Annotated in this window: 13 protein-coding genes; 10 read left to right on the top strand and 3 right to left on the bottom strand. The window is 66.7% G+C overall.

Annotated features, from left to right (window positions below; translation table 11 throughout):
• Window positions 1-6: 6 nt before the first annotated feature.
• The 3 genes from G333_RS0108875 to G333_RS0108865 are packed head-to-tail and all read right to left on the bottom strand — an operon-like array spanning window position 7 to window position 4,000.
• Window positions 7-2,013 carry a transglutaminaseTgpA domain-containing protein gene (locus G333_RS0108875; protein WP_019628239.1) on the bottom strand — a complete coding sequence of 669 codons (2,007 nt, stop codon included), beginning with the start codon at window positions 2,011-2,013 and terminating at the stop codon, window positions 7-9.
• 44 nt (window positions 2,014-2,057) lie between these two features.
• A complete protein-coding gene (locus tag G333_RS0108870; RefSeq protein WP_026340933.1) occupies window positions 2,058-3,080 on the bottom strand; it encodes a DUF58 domain-containing protein in 1,023 nt (340 codons plus the stop codon).
• Window positions 3,062-4,000, bottom strand: a complete 939-nt coding sequence (locus G333_RS0108865; RefSeq protein ID WP_018951743.1) for a MoxR family ATPase — start codon at window positions 3,998-4,000, stop codon at window positions 3,062-3,064. Before G333_RS0108865 ends, G333_RS0108870 begins: the two co-directional genes overlap by 19 nt.
• A gap of 124 nt (window positions 4,001-4,124) precedes the next feature.
• Between G333_RS0108865 and G333_RS0108860 the strand changes: the two genes are divergently transcribed.
• From G333_RS0108860 to G333_RS15265, 10 genes are all read left to right on the top strand, one after another.
• Window positions 4,125-5,273: an MlaE family lipid ABC transporter permease subunit gene (locus G333_RS0108860; protein WP_018937739.1), complete on the top strand. Its 1,149-nt coding sequence runs from the start codon at window positions 4,125-4,127 to the stop codon at window positions 5,271-5,273.
• A 3-nt stretch (window positions 5,274-5,276) separates the two neighbouring features.
• Window positions 5,277-6,080, top strand: coding sequence for an ABC transporter ATP-binding protein (locus G333_RS0108855; RefSeq protein WP_019628237.1), 804 nt, complete (start codon window positions 5,277-5,279; stop codon window positions 6,078-6,080).
• Window positions 6,077-7,090 (top strand): MlaD family protein, encoded by a 1,014-nt coding sequence (locus G333_RS0108850; RefSeq protein WP_019594098.1) that lies wholly within the window; start codon window positions 6,077-6,079, stop codon window positions 7,088-7,090. Before G333_RS0108855 ends, G333_RS0108850 begins: the two co-directional genes overlap by 4 nt.
• A gap of 3 nt (window positions 7,091-7,093) precedes the next feature.
• The gene (locus G333_RS0108845; protein ID WP_019628236.1) at window positions 7,094-7,765 is read left to right on the top strand and encodes a membrane integrity-associated transporter subunit PqiC; all 672 of its coding nucleotides are present in this window, start codon (window positions 7,094-7,096) and stop codon (window positions 7,763-7,765) included.
• Entirely contained in the window at window positions 7,762-8,271 is a 510-nt protein-coding gene (locus tag G333_RS0108840; RefSeq protein WP_019628235.1) for a glutathione peroxidase, read from the top strand. Before G333_RS0108845 ends, G333_RS0108840 begins: the two co-directional genes overlap by 4 nt.
• Complete coding sequence (gene tadA, locus G333_RS0108835) at window positions 8,258-8,791, top strand: tRNA adenosine(34) deaminase TadA (protein WP_018937734.1); 534 nt, start codon at window positions 8,258-8,260, stop codon at window positions 8,789-8,791. Before G333_RS0108840 ends, tadA begins: the two co-directional genes overlap by 14 nt.
• Before the next feature lie 236 nt (window positions 8,792-9,027).
• Entirely contained in the window at window positions 9,028-11,160 is a 2,133-nt protein-coding gene (locus G333_RS0108830; RefSeq protein WP_019628234.1) for a type I secretion system permease/ATPase, read from the top strand.
• The gene (locus tag G333_RS0108825; protein ID WP_018951738.1) at window positions 11,157-12,575 is read left to right on the top strand and encodes an HlyD family type I secretion periplasmic adaptor subunit; all 1,419 of its coding nucleotides are present in this window, start codon (window positions 11,157-11,159) and stop codon (window positions 12,573-12,575) included. The genes G333_RS0108830 and G333_RS0108825 overlap by 4 nt, the downstream gene beginning before the upstream one ends.
• A gap of 5 nt (window positions 12,576-12,580) precedes the next feature.
• Window positions 12,581-13,195: a response regulator transcription factor gene (locus G333_RS0108820; RefSeq protein WP_019628233.1), complete on the top strand. Its 615-nt coding sequence runs from the start codon at window positions 12,581-12,583 to the stop codon at window positions 13,193-13,195.
• Between the two features lie 313 nt (window positions 13,196-13,508).
• A partial coding sequence (locus G333_RS15265) for a retention module-containing protein (RefSeq protein ID WP_019628232.1) occupies window positions 13,509-14,286 on the top strand: 778 nt, incomplete at its 3' end.

Below are 14,286 nucleotides of genomic sequence, written 5' to 3'. Positions count from 1 at the left end.
CGCGCACTACGCGTGGGCAGGGTCCGGTCGGGGCGCGGGTGGCTTCCCGCGCGGTACCGCGTACAGCAGGCCGCGCAGGTGACGCAAATCCTCCCGGCGTTGTTCGGGCGTCAACGGGGCGAAACGCTGGCGGTTGTAGGTCTCTGCGAAGGCCTTCAAGGATTCCCTCAGATCCGGGCGCGCCCGTGCGACGCGGCGGGACCAGGCATCCACAGGCTCGTGGGCCTGGCGCTCCAGGCGGCGGTCGTGGCGCGCGATGCGGCGCGATAGTTGTTGCAGTACGCGATCGGCGGGCGCGTGCCGCTGGCGCGGCCGGCGCAGCCCTACCCAGGTCAGGGCGATCAGCGCCAGGCTGCCGAACCCAACCCCCAGCGCGATCAGGACCGAGCGCCAGTCCTGCGAATCCAGCCCGAGGCGAGCGAAGAGCTCGCGCTGGCGTTCGGGGTCGAAGGCCAGCACCCAGCTTTCCCAGCGAAAGCGTACGAAGTCGCCCCAGTCGTCCATCCCGAAGCGCGCCCGCTGCAGCCAGGAGAGCCCCTCCCCGCGGCGAAGAAAGCCGGGTATCTCCTCGCCGGTGTCGCTGGCCAGCCCGGGCAGCCCCTGCTCGATGCGTTCGGGTGCGATGGCGGCGGTGGGGTCGACCCGGATCCAGCCTTCGCCATCCAGCCAGACCTCGTTCCAGGCGTGGGCATCGGCGTTGCGCAGGCGCAGGTATTCGCCACGGGCCTGCCATGCTCCGCCCTGGTAGCCGGTGACGACGCGGGTCGGGATATCGGCCGCGCGCATCAGCACTGCAAACGCGGAGGCATAATGCTCGCAGTAACCGGCCTGGGTCTCGAACAGGAAGGTGTCGGTGGTGTCGTCTTCGAGGCGTGGCGGCTGGAGAGTGTAGCGGTATGGCTCGGCGCTGAAGCGTTGCAGGGCCGCCTGGATGATGGCGCGATCGTCGTCTCCGTGGGTGGCGCGCCACAGGGCAACCTCGGCCCGCGACCGGGGCGCGGCGGAAGTCGGCAGGTGCAGTGCGCGGGTACGCTCCTGTGGATCCAGTGTGGGTTCGCCCGCTCCGGGTGGGGGGGTCAGGGCGGCCTCGGCGCTGTACTGGATGCGGCTGGTCACGGGGCGATCGCGCAGGACTTGGTAGTTCGCGCGCAGCTCGGCATCCTCGGGCAGGGCGCTTGGGTAATCCAGCATCGGCAGATAGCGCGCTCGGGTGGGCTCCAGGGTGGCGGTGTAGCGGATGACGTTGTCGGTGTCGGCGGCCGTGGGCTGGATCACCGAGCGATTTTCGTCTGCGGACCAGCGCCGGCCATCGAAGTCCGTCATGACCAGGGCGCGCCAGTATTGCGCCCGCAGGGGCGGCACTTGGCGGTCGAATTCGACCCGCAGCGCGGTCGATTCGTCCTGCAGCAGGTTGGCGATATCGCCGGGATTGAGCTCGCCGGACAACCCGGTGCGCGCGGTCTGCTCGCGTTGTGGGTCGCCCCACAGCGGACCCTCGACGCGCGGAAAGACGAAGAACAGGATCAGCATGAAGGGCAGGGCATGCAGCAGCATGGCGCCCGCCTGCCGCGCGAGGCGCGGGCGGGGGATCACGCGTCCGGCATGCACCTGGATCAGCGCGGCGGTGAGCAGCCAGGTGGCCAGGAGCGAATAGGCCGCGATCAGGATGGATTGGTCGAAGAAATAGGTGGTGACCACCACGAAGTAGCCGAGGAACAGTGCGATCACGATGTCGCGGCGGTTGCGGGTCTCCAGCAACTTGAAGGCGATCATCACCAGCAGCAGCGCGGTGCCGGCCTCCTGGCCGAATACGGTGCCAAACTGCGCGAAGGTCAGGCCACCGGCGATCACGGCCAGTACGCTCATCACGCCCAGCGAAGGCGCGGGGCGGCCCGTGCCCAGCAGCCACGCCCGCGCGGCGATCGCGAGCACGACCAGCGCGGTGATCCACGGTGGCTGATGCCAGACGTGTGGCAGGGCGGCGACCGGCAGGGCGACCAGGGCCAGCTCCAATCCGCGCAGATCCGTGTGGTCTGCAGGCCTGGCGGTCTTGTCTCTCATGGGCCCGGCTCCGGGTTCATTTCGACCGGGGTGCTGCGGAACCGCGCAAGGGCATGCAGGCAGTGATCGCGGTGAACGACCCCCTGGGCCGGCTCCAGGGCCTGGTCGGGCAGGCGCAGGCCGAAGACGCGGCCCTCCGCGTGGGCCGCGAGTACCTGATGGCACAGCATGGACAGGCGGGTCTCGGTATCGGAGGCGGGCATGGCCCCCCATTCCAGCCACAGACGATCACCCTGGCCGCTGGCGAATTCACGGACATGCAGCTTGCCGCTGCGGGCGAAGGCCTTCCAGACGATGCGACCGGGTGGATCGCCTGTGCGGTAGGGGCGGATCTGGTCGGGCGCATCACCCTCGCGCCGGTCGTGCGCCCCTGCGGCTTCTTCGCCATCGTCCCCGGCGGTGTGTCCCGGATCGATCGGCGCCGGGTAGACCACGATCTCCGGTGCCAGGGTCAGCCAGCTCCAGACCTGCAGGATGCCCAGCGGGTAGCGTGTGTCCAGCCGCTGGCGTGGCAGGCGGTAGACGCCGCGTGCGAGTCCGGGCAGCTCCAGCTGTGCGGTATGGGTCCCCTGTGCCGGGACCGGGAAGGGGGCGCTGGTGTGCGTCCCGATGCGCAGGACCAGGGCCTCGCGGGCCCGTCCAGCGGTTTCGCTCAGGCGTAGCGGGAGGGTCAGCGGTTGACCGGCAAATACCGCAGGGACGGGCAGGGTGGAGACCTGCAAACCCAGCAGGTTGCGATGGGTGTACCACATGGCGTTATGGCCGATGCCCACCAGCAGGAAGGTCAGCAGGAACGCCATGTTGTTGGAGTAGTTGATCGATCCCAGGAGCATCACCAGGATGATGCCGAACAGGGTGTACCCGGCACGCGTGGGCAGGATGTAGATGCGGTCGCGCCCGAGGTGCGCCTGGTCGCCATCGTGTGCGTGGCGCCGGGTGATCCAGCGGATGGCATCGTCGCGCAGGCGGGCCATGCGGCCGCGCGAGCGAGCGGGGCCGGTCATGGAGTCGGGACGCATTCCATCAGGCGCGCGACCGTGCGTTCGGGGGCCTCCGGCTCGCGTGCGCGCACCCGATGCCCGGCAACGGCTGGCAACACGTGGGCGATATCGTCGGGTGTCGTGTAGTCACGGCCCTCCAGGAAGGCGTGGGCCCGGGCCGCACGCAGCAGCCCCAGCCCGGCACGCGGTGACAGGCCGTGGGCGAAGCGCGCTCGGTCGCGGCTGGCACTGATCAGGCCCTGGAGATAGTCGAGGACCTCAGCGCCGGCATGGACCTCGGCCACCCGGTCCTGCCACTCCCGCAACTGGTGCGGGGCCACCAGGCGGGGCGGGGTGGGGTGGCTCTCCGCCACCGGTGCGGCCGCGGGGGCGGGCCCGCTGCGTTCCAGCAGGGCCCGTTCGGCGCCGGCGTCCGGGTAGCCAAGCTGGATGCGCATAAGGAACCGGTCGAGCTGGGATTCCGGCAGCGGGTGAGTGCCGACCTGCTCCTCCGGATTCTGGGTGGCGATGACGAAAAACGGCACCGGCAATTCGCGGGTGGCGCCCTCCACGCTGGCCTGGCGCTCTTCCATTGCTTCCAGCAGGGCACTCTGGGTCTTCGGGGGCGCGCGGTTGATCTCGTCGGCGAGCAGGACCTGGGTGAAGATCGGCCCGGGGTGGAAGCGGAACTGGCCGCTGGCCTGCTCGAAGATGGAGACGCCGAGGACATCGCCGGGCAGCAGGTCACTGGTGAACTGCACGCGCTGGTACTCGAGGTTCATCGCCCGGGCCAGGGCGTGGGCCAGGGTGGTCTTGCCCACCCCGGGCACGTCCTCGATCAACAGGTGCCCATTGGCCAGCAGGCAGGCCAGCGCCAGGCGGACCGGCTCGGGTTTGCCAAGGAGGACCTCGTTCAGTGCGTGTTCTACCTGTTGCAGGGCGTCCTTGGCCGATGACATTCGAGCCTCGTTGTTGGTTGCGGCGGATGGATTGGCAGTCTGCCTTGAAGAGTTCTTCACCGGCGAATGGTTCCAGGTGCCAGGATGCGGCTACCATGAAGGCTCGTTTTCCGCGAGTCACGCGATGGATTCCACGGCCGCCAGTGCGGAACCCCCGTTCGAATATGATGCCACAGTCGATCCCGCGCCCCGGCTGCGCCTGTCGGGGCGGCTGGATGTGCATGCCGTAGAGCAACACTGGGGCTCGCTGCGGCGCCGTGCCCGCGATCTGGGGCAGCAGGCGGCGGGTGCGGTGCTGGTGGACCTGCGGGGCGTCGAGTATTGCGACGGGGCGGGGGCGGCGTTGCTGCATGCGCTGGAGCAAGACTTTGCGCGCGCAGATGCGGAGGTCCGGTTCGAGGGTATGGGCCGGATGGTCGAGGAGCAGCTTGCCCCGTACCGCGAGCTGGATGCGGTCGAGCCGGCTCGCGCCGCCGATGGACGTGGCTGGTGGCAGGGCTGGATGGACGGCGTGGACCGGGTAGGGCGTGCGGCACACTCGCAGTTCAGCTTTGTCGGCGAGTTGACCCGAGCCGTGGGCAGTGCCCTGCGCCACCCGCGCCAGGTGCGGTGGGGCGATACCCTGCGGGTGGCGGAGGCGGCGGGCTTCCAGGCCTTGCCGATTGTTTCGCTGATTGCCTTCCTGCTGGGCGTGATCCTGGCCTTTCAGTCGGCGATCGCGATGCGCCAGTTCGGGGGCGAGATCTTCGTGGCCAACCTGGTCGCGGTCTCGCTGTTCCGCGAACTGGGGCCGTTGATGATGGCGATCCTGCTGGCGGGCCGCTCGGGGGCCGCCTTCGCGGCCGAGATCGGCACGATGAAGGTGAACGAAGAGGTCAACGCCCTGAAGACAATGGGGCTGGATCCGGTGCGTTTTCTTGTGTTGCCGAAGGTGCTCGCGGGGTTGCTGGTTGCGCCGTTACTGGCCCTGTACGCGAACATGATCGGGCTGATCGGCGCTGCGGTGGTGATGCAGGGCTTCGGCATTCCCTGGGTGGCGTTCTTCAATCAGGTGACGTCCGCGCTGTCACTTTCGGACCTGTTTTCCGGGCTGGTCAAGGCGGTGGTGTTCGGCCTGGTGGTCGCCGGGGTAGGCTGTCTGCGCGGATTGCAGACCGGTAGCGGGGCTGCCTCGGTCGGGCTTTCCACCACCAGCGCGGTAGTGACATCCATCATTCTCATTGTGGTGCTGGACGGCGTGTTCGCCGTGCTGTTCTACCATCTGGGGGTCTGAGGCATGACCGACGCGGGCATGACCGTCCCGGATGGCACGCAAGGCGAAGTGGTTATCCGTGTTCGCGGGCTGACCATGGGTTTCGATGACCTTGTGCTGATGCGCGATCTGAACTTCGATGTTCGCCGGGGCGAGATCTTCGTCATCCTGGGAGGCTCCGGTAGTGGCAAGAGCACGCTTCTCAAGCACATGATCGGGCTTAACCGGCCGCAGGCCGGGCATATCTGGGTAGCCGGGTCGGATATCGCCGAAGCGGAGGGCGCGCAGCGCGAGGCGATTCTGCGGCGGGTCGGCGTTATGTACCAGATGGGCGCATTATTCGGGTCGATGACCCTGCTGGAAAACGTGCGTCTGCCACTGGAGGTGCATACGAAATTGCCGCGCCAGGCCATGGACGCCATCGCACGCGCCCGTCTGCAGCTGGTGGGGTTGGGGGCGTTTGCCGATTTCATGCCCTCGGAGATCAGCGGTGGCATGCAGAAACGCGCGGCCATCGCGCGGGCCATGGTGCTGGACCCGGAGGTCCTGTTCCTGGACGAGCCCTCGGCCGGCCTGGATCCCATCACCTCGGCGGACCTGGATCGGCTGATCCAGCGCCTGGCGCGGACCCTGGGCATGACCATGGTGATTGTCAGCCACGAACTGGCCAGCATTTTTGCGATTGCCGACCGGGTGATTATGCTCGACAAGGAAAGCCAGGGGATTGCGGCCGAGGGCGACCCGGCGACCCTGCGTGACACATCGAATCATCCGTGGGTGCAGCGGTTCCTGCGGCGGACAGATTCCGACGAAGAGAGGCCCGCATGAGTGCCCGACATCATTTCCGGCTGGGGTTGTTCATCCTCGGCGGGCTGGCGGCCCTGGTGGCGGCATTGCTGATTCTGACGGCGGGTAACCTGCTGCGTCCGTCCATCCAGATCGAGACATACATGGATTCCTCGGTGCAGGGCCTGGAGGTGGGCGCGCCGGTGAAGTTTCGCGGCGTGAACATCGGGGAGGTCACTGATTTGACGTTTACCTCGGTGGTGTACGAATCCGACGTGCGCCCGCGTGATCGCCGGCGCTACGTGATGGTGCGGGCGCGGCTGTATCCGGACCGTTTCGCCGCCAGTGCACAGGAAGGCGAGTTCGAGAACCGTATTCTCGAGAGCCTGATCGACGCGGGTCTGCGCGTGCGCATGGCGGCGCAGGGGATCACCGGCATGAACTACCTGGAGACGGATTTCTCCGACCCGGAGAATCATCCCCCATTGGCGCATGACTGGGAGCCGCATTCGATCTATGTCCCGTCGGCGCCCAGTACCGCAATGCAGTTCCTCGAATATGCAGAAAGCCTGCTCAAGCGCATCGACGAGCTGGATATCGAGGGCGTCGTGGATAACCTGACCAGCCTGCTGATCACGGTGGACACCGCGCTCAGCGAACTGGATACCGGGCGCCTGGCGGAACAGGCGGATGAAATGATCGAAGAGCTGAAGACCACGACCCGCACGGCGAACCGGGTGATGGAGTCGGTGGAGCGTCTGGTCGAACACCCGGATACCCAGGCCCTGCCCAGCGAGACCCGCGCCGCGCTGCGCGAGCTGCGCGAGACCGCCGAGGCCGCCGATGTCGGACGTCTGGTGGACCGGATGGATTCGATGGTGGAGCGCCTGAATCGTGGAATGGACGTGAGCGAGGGCAAGTTGCTGGAAACCCTCGACGAACTGCAGGCCGCGATGGGTGGATTGCGTAGTCTGTCGGACGATGTTCGCCGTAATCCGGGCGGTGCACTGTTTGGTGCGCCGCCGCCGCGCAGCACGATGGACGAGGAGTAACTGATGATCCGATGGACCTTACCCGCCGTACTGCTGACGGCCTGGCTTCTGGGCGGTTGCACGTTGATTCCCGAGCGCGATGCGGTGGACCGGTCATGGTTCCTGCTGGAGTTGCCGGCCGAACCGGCCCCTCTGCAGGCCGAAACGGATCGTCCCCTGGCGGTCGAACTGGGCTCGGTGCGCGTGGCGCCGGCCTACTCCGGCAAGGGGTTGGTCTACCGCCTGGGCGACCATCGTTACGAATCCGACTACTACAACGAATGGTTTCTGACCCCGGGCGAACAGATCGAGCAGCTGTTGCGCGAGCGCTGGACGCGGGAGGGTGCGGCCGTCGAACTGGTCGGCAGCGCGGCCGACGTCCGGGCCGAGGGGCGACCCGCAGTGGAGCTTCACCTGCTGGTGACGGCCCTCTATGGCGATCTCGACGCCGCGAACCTGGACACGCTTCCAGCGGCGGATGCCGAACAACCTGTGCGGGGAATGGGCCGCGTTGGCCTGCGTACCCAGTTGCGCACGGCGGAGCGTTCCCGCCTGGTCCACATGGAGGCACAACACACCATCGACCGGCGTTCGGCGGCGCGCCTGGTCTCCGCGTTGTCGCAGGCGACCGCTGATGTCCTCGCGGAGCTGGAGCACGAACTGCTGCGCGAAGCCGAAGGGGAGGCCCGCGAATGAGCGACGTTTTCGACTTTTCCGCGCCGTTGCCGGAGGGAGGCGAGCAGCCGTTGGCGGACTGGCGGGGTGATGTCCTGCTCATCGTGAACGTCGCGAGCGAGTGCGGTTTTACCCCCCAGTACGAGGGCCTGCAGACCCTGCATGATCGCTACGCCGAACAAGGGTTCCGGGTGCTGGGATTTCCCTGCAACCAGTTTGGCGGGCAGGAACCGGGTGATGCGGACCAAATTCGGGCCTGCGGGGTGAGATTCGGGGCCTCGTTCCCGGTATTCGCCAGGATCGAAGTGAACGGGGACGGTGCGCATCCGCTCTACCGGCACCTCAAGGCACAGGCGCCGGGTGCCCTGGGCACGCAGGGCATCAAGTGGAACTTCACCAAGTTCCTGGTCGGCCGCGACGGCCGCGTGATCGACCGGTTCGCCCCGCAGAAAAAGCCGGCCGACCTGGCGAACGCGATCGAGTCGGCGCTGGCCAAGCCCGGACCGCAGGCCGATGGCGGACGCTAGTCCGGCGCCCGCCGGGGCTGATGGACCTCGGCCGGAGCAACCGGAGGCCCACGACTTCTGGATGGCCCGGGCCCTGGAAGAGGCCGGACGTGCCGCCGAATTGGGCGAGGTCCCGGTCGGGGCGGTGCTGGTGGCCGCCGATGGAACCTGTTTGGCGTCCTGTCACAACGCCCCGATCGCGCAGCACGACCCGACCTCCCACGCCGAGGTCCGGGTGTTGCGTGCGGCCGGCGAAAGACTGCGGAACTACCGGCTTCCGGGTACCACGCTCTATGTGACTCTGGAGCCATGCAGTATGTGTGCCGGAGCCATGATTCACGCAAGGGTGGCGCGGCTGGTTTTCGGCGCAGTCGACCCCCGCACAGGCGCTGTTGGCGGTGCCCTGGACCTGATTCACCATCCCTCTCATAACCACCATATCGAGGTATTGCGCGGTGTTCGGGGAGACGAGGCGGGCGATCAGCTGCGTCGTTTCTTCCGCGCCCGCCGGCGCGTTAATTCGACGTTAGTCGATGGGTAGTGATCGCCTTGTGCTGGCAGGGTCGCCCGAGGCAAAGTTGTGACGCAATCGACATAACGGGGGGCGTTGATGGATCGGGCACCCGCCCCCGCTTTGAAGCTGCCTTCTGAGGGATACCTATCAACCGCCACGATGCCGATGAACCGGACGATACCGCGAGGTCGAAACCGGACGAACAAGAGGCCGCAGCAGGGCCTGTGGGCGATGCGACGGCCGCCACGGAATCTCTCCCGGTTTTGGATGCAAGCGATCGTCCCGATCCCCTTCTGGGCGGGCTGATCCTCATAGCGCGTACCCATGGCCTGAACCTGACGGCGGATTCGGCCCGTGCCGGCCTTCCGTTGGAAGACGGGCGTCTCAGCCCGGGCCTGGTGGATCGTGCCGCGCGGCGCGCGGGGATGACCACGCGCACGGTGACCCGCGAGCCGCGGGCGCTGAAAGAGGAGCTCCTGCCGGCCCTGCTGCTGCTCGACAACCACGAGGCCTGGGTCCTGGTGGGCTGGAACGAGGACAAGAGCGTGGCCCGCGTCGTCGACCCGGAGGTGGGTGACGCGGTGATCGAAGTCCCGCTCGATCGTCTGAAGGCACGCTATCTGGGCCGCGCGATCTACGTTCGCCCCGAGTTCCGCCTGGACGCGCGGGCACCACGCGTGTCGAAGGAAGACAAGGGACACTGGTTCTGGCGGGTCATTCGCGAGAATCGGCCGTTGTACCGCGACGTGCTCGTGGCGGCGGTCATGATCAACCTCTTTGCCCTGGCGATGCCGCTGTTCGTGCTGAACGTGTACGACCGCGTCGTCCCCAACCACGCGACGGAAACACTCTTCATGTTCGCCGCGGGCGTGGTGATCGTGCTGATCGCCGATCTGGTCTTGCGCACCATGCGCAGTCATTTTGTGGACAAGGCCGCGATGCGGGCGGACGTAAAGCTGTCCTCGCACATCATGGAGCGGGTGCTGGGGCTGCGCATGGAGCATCGGCCGGCATCGGTGGGCTCGTTCGCGTCCAATATCGGCGCGTTCGAGTCGGTGCGCAGCTTCATCTCTTCGGCGACGATCATCGCTTTTGTCGATCTGCCGTTTGCGCTGTTGTTCATTGCGATCATCGCGCTGATCGCCTGGCCGCTGGCGGTACCGGTGGTGATCGGTGCGCTGGTGTTGTTGCTGTACGCGACGGCGATCCACCGCAAGCTGCATGCGCTGGCGGAGGAGAGCTACCGCGTCGCAGCGCAGCGTAACTCCACGCTGGTGGAAAGCCTTGCCGGTGCGGAGACCCTGAAGGCGCTGAGCGCCGAGGGGCGAGTCCAGGCGACCTGGGAGCGTTCGACGGCGCATCTGGCCCGCACCAGTGCGCAGAATCGCCTGCTCACGGCGAGCGTTACCCATACCGCGCTATGGGCGCAGCACACCGTCGGGGTGGCCATTATTGTCCTTGGCGTGTTTCTGCTGATGGAGGGCGATCTGTCGATGGGCGGCCTGATTGCCGCCTACCTGATTTCCTCCCGGGCGATGGCGCCGATCAGCCAGACCGCGGGGCTGTTGATGCAATATCACCAGGCTTCCACCGCGCTGGGCTCCCTTAACGAGATCATGACACTGCCGGTGGAGCGGCCACCGGAATCGAATTTCCTCAGCCGCGATCGCTTCGAGGGGGCGATCGAGTTCCGCAATGTGGACTTTGCCTACCCCGAGCAGCCCAACCCGGCATTGCGCAACGTCTCGTTGCGCATCCAGCCGGGGGAGCATGTGGCGATCCTGGGGCGGGTCGGTTCCGGCAAGAGCACACTGGCCAAGCTGATCATGGGCCTGTACCAGCCAACCGGCGGCGCGGTGATGGTCGACGGCATCGACGTGCGTCAGCTCGACCCGGCGGAGCTGCGGCGTTCCTTGGGGTATGTGGGTCAGGAGGTGACGCTGTTCTACGGCAGCCTCCGGGAAAACCTGGTCGCCAGTGATCCGCTGGCTTCGGATGAGGCGATTCGCAAGGCGATCGGTATATCCGGTATCGAGGACCTGATCAACACCCATCCGCAGGGCATCGACATGCAGGTCGGGGAGCGTGGCGGGCGCCTGTCGGGAGGCCAGAAACAGAGTGTCGGGGTGGCCCGCGCGGTGCTACACGAGCCGAACATGCTCCTGCTGGACGAACCCACCAGCTCCATGGACAACTCGACCGAGCAGGCGATGAAGCGTCGTCTGGCCGAATTCATGGAGGGCCGCACGGCGGTGATCGTGACCCATCGCACCTCGCTGCTGGAGCTGGTGGACCGCATCATTGTGCTGGATCAGGGCCGCGTGGTGGCGGACGGGCCGAAAGACCAGGTGGTCCAGGCCCTGCGGGAAGGCCGCGTCGGGAAGGCACAGGTGTGAGCAAGCGAAAGGAAGGACAGGGGTTCGAAGACCTCGGGCGCGGGATGGATCGCGCCGGCAAGGTCGGCGCACCCATGGTGGACCGGATCTTTCGGCCCTGGCTGACCAAGGAGGGCGCGGACCACCGGAACTGGGCTTCGGATGCCGACTGGACCCAGATTCAGGAAAAGCCGTTGCGTGCCCGTGCGCTGCTGTACGGGATTCTGGTGACGCTCGCCTTGCTCGTGTACTGGGCCTCGGTGGCGGAGATCGACGAGGTCGCGCGTGGCGATGGGCGCGTGATCCCCTCGCAGAACCTTCAGGTGCTGCAATCAATGGATGGGGGCGTCGTCTCGGACATCCTCGTGCGCGAGGGCGATGTCGTTGAACGCGGCGATGTCATGGTCCGTATTGATCCCACACGCTTTCTTTCTGATCTGGGCGAGGCCCGCGCCAGCGAGTTTTCGCTGCGGGCCCGGCAGGCGCGCCTGATCGCGTTGCTTTCGGATACGCCCTTCCTGGTGACACCGGAGTTGCAACAGGGCCCGCCCGCCATCGTCGAGCAGGAACAGCAACTGTATGAAGAAAGCCTGGCGGAACTGAACTCGCGCATCCGGATTGCCGAGGAACAGATGCGCCAGCGCCAGGAGGAGTTGAACGAGGTACGGGCGCGCCGCACCCAGGCTGTGCGGGCACTGGAACTGGCCAGCCGGGAACTGGACGTTACCGAGCCGCTGGTTCAAAGCGGGGCGGTTTCAGAGGTGGAAGTGCTCCGCCTGCAGCGGGAGGTGTCCAACGCGCGTGGGGATCGCGACCAGGCCACGGCGCAGATCGCCCGCCTGAATGCCGCCATCGAGGAGGCGGAAGAGAAGATCCGCGAGGTGCGGCTCAATTTCCGCAACCAGTGGCGCGCCGAGCTGGCCGACACGCTTGGACGCCTGCAGGAGCTGGCCGAGGGGACCGAAGGGCTCGAGGACCGTGTGCGCCTGTCCGAGGTGCGCTCCCCGATGACCGGGATTGTGCAGAGGATGTTCGTGACCACTCGGGGCGGCGTGATCTCGCCCGGGCGCGAGGTGGCGGAGGTGGTCCCGCTGGAGGACGAACTCCTGATCGAGGCCCGAGTATCGCCACAGGATATCGCCTATCTACGGCCGGGCCTGCAGGCGCGGGTGAAGTTCACGGCGTATGACTTCGCGATCTATGGCGGGCTGGAGGCGACGGTCGAACACATCAGCCCGGACACAATCACGGACGACGATGGCAACACCTTCTACAAGGTCCGCGTGCGGACCGAAGAGACCGGCTTCGACGAGGAGCACCAGATCATGACCGGGATGGTGGCCCAGGTGGACATCATCACCGGGCGACGAACTATCCTGCAGTACCTGCTGAAGCCGATCCTCCGCGCGGGCGATCTGGCCTTTACGGAGCGCTGAGAGACATGCAGATCTTCCTGATCGATCAAGATTCGCGGCCGTCGCCGCGCTGGGAGGCGGCGTTTCCGGATGCGCAGGTGCTCCGGCCGCCGTTTCCCGCGGCGTTGCCCGAGGGCGCCGAGGCGTGCTGGGTGGGAACGGATGTCACCGACTGGGAACAGCAGGTCAGGCAGCGCACGCGGGTGCACCGCGTGATCGTGCACTCCCGCCACCCGAACGACGAGGAAGGTATCCGTGCCTTCGACGCCGGCGCGCACGGCTACTGCCATACCCTGGCGAACGTTGCCCAGCTGCGAACGATTGCAAGCACAGTCACCGGGGGCGGTCTGTGGGTGGGCCCCGATTTGATGACCCGCATGATCCGCACGGTGCGCAGCGCGCAACCGCAGGATCCGGAAACACCGCCCGAGGGCTTCGAGGACCTGACCCCGCGCGAACGACAGGTCGCCCTGGCCGTGACCACCGGCGCGCACAACAAGGAAATCGCACGCCAGCTCGGCATGACCGAGCGCACGGTCAAGATGCACCTTGGGTCGGTCTTCAAGAAGCTCGACGTCGACGATCGCGTCCAGCTCGTCCTGCACCTTACGCGTCTGCGCGAGTCCCGGCCCACGGCCTGATCCGACCCAGGCGATCCTTCTGGTTGTCGGCCAGGGGGGGCGACCCTCATTAGCACCCTTCGGGCGGGCTGCCTGACGGATGGATCGCCTTCGGGGCTCCGAGTCGCAGGAGTCGAGGAGCGCGGAGAATCGCATCAATCTCCTGCTCGAAACCGCCTCCACATCCTCGCGATTTCGTCGGTCTTCCCCGGTTGAGCCCCAGTACGCTTCTCCTGCCCCCTGTACTTCAGTACAGCTGTCGCGCCGGCGACCGCTCTCCTAGGATCGTACCCATCAAAAATTGTGAACCATTACCGTCTCCGAGGGGATCGTCATGTCCGAAGTCGTCGTAGCGACCGTTGAATCCATTGTCGGCACCGTCATTGCGCGTGACGAGGACGGCAACACCCGCGTCCTGCAGCCGGGCGACCAAATCTTCCATGGCGAAGAAGTGATCGCCGAAGACGGCGCCTTCATCGAAATGGCCTTCGAGGACGGTTCCACCATGACGCTGGCCGGCAATGAGTCGGCCACCATCACCCCGGACCTTGCCGAATCCGCCGAACCCGAACCCCAGGACGCCGAGGTGGCCGACGCCACCGTTGAGGAGATCATTGCGGCTCTGGATCGGGGCGAAGACATCACCGATCTGATCGAGGCCCCGGCCGCTGGTCTGGACGGCGGTGTCGCCGGTGAGGGCGGTAGCTTCGTCCGTATCGCTCGCGGCTCCGAGGAAGTGGGTGAGGTCACCTACGCCTATGACTCCAACGCCCTCGGGGGGAGCGAGGCGATTGAAGGCGAGACGCTGGCGACGGCCGACGCCGACGCCGCGCTCGATGCAGACCTGAGCGTCACGGCGGCCGACTCCGACGACGGCCTGCTGGACATCAGCGGTACCAGCACCGACGTGGCTGAAAACGGTGAGGTGAGCATCACCATCACCGACCAGTTCGGTGAGACCGTCACGGCCACGGCCACCGTCAATGCGGATGGCAACTACAGCCTGACCGATGTGGACGTCAGCAGCCTGACCGATGGCGAACTGACCATCGATGCGACGGCGACGGACAACAACGGCAACACCATCACGGCCCAGGACACTGCGGAGCTGG

Source organism: Thioalkalivibrio sp. AKL10, assembly GCF_000381845.1.
GTDB lineage: Bacteria > Pseudomonadota > Gammaproteobacteria > Ectothiorhodospirales > Ectothiorhodospiraceae > Thioalkalivibrio > Thioalkalivibrio versutus.
The sequence above is the reverse complement of the archived record's forward strand: the minus strand, read 5'-3'. Positions and strand labels throughout refer to the sequence as shown.

Excerpts from the sequence above, each read along its gene's own strand:
- G333_RS0108870 (WP_026340933.1), bottom strand. The coding sequence starts at position 3,080 with ATGCGTCCCGACTCCATGACCGGCCCCGCTCGCTCGCGCGGCCGCATG.
- G333_RS0108865 (WP_018951743.1), bottom strand. The coding sequence starts at position 4,000 with ATGTCATCGGCCAAGGACGCCCTGCAACAGGTAGAACACGCACTGAAC.
- G333_RS0108860 (WP_018937739.1), top strand. The coding sequence starts at position 4,125 with ATGGATTCCACGGCCGCCAGTGCGGAACCCCCGTTCGAATATGATGCC.
- G333_RS0108855 (WP_019628237.1), top strand. The coding sequence starts at position 5,277 with ATGACCGACGCGGGCATGACCGTCCCGGATGGCACGCAAGGCGAAGTG.
- G333_RS0108850 (WP_019594098.1), top strand. The coding sequence starts at position 6,077 with ATGAGTGCCCGACATCATTTCCGGCTGGGGTTGTTCATCCTCGGCGGG.
- G333_RS0108845 (WP_019628236.1), top strand. The coding sequence starts at position 7,094 with ATGATCCGATGGACCTTACCCGCCGTACTGCTGACGGCCTGGCTTCTG.
- G333_RS0108840 (WP_019628235.1), top strand. The coding sequence starts at position 7,762 with ATGAGCGACGTTTTCGACTTTTCCGCGCCGTTGCCGGAGGGAGGCGAG.
- tadA (WP_018937734.1), top strand. The coding sequence starts at position 8,258 with ATGGCGGACGCTAGTCCGGCGCCCGCCGGGGCTGATGGACCTCGGCCG.
- G333_RS0108820 (WP_019628233.1), top strand. The coding sequence starts at position 12,581 with ATGCAGATCTTCCTGATCGATCAAGATTCGCGGCCGTCGCCGCGCTGG.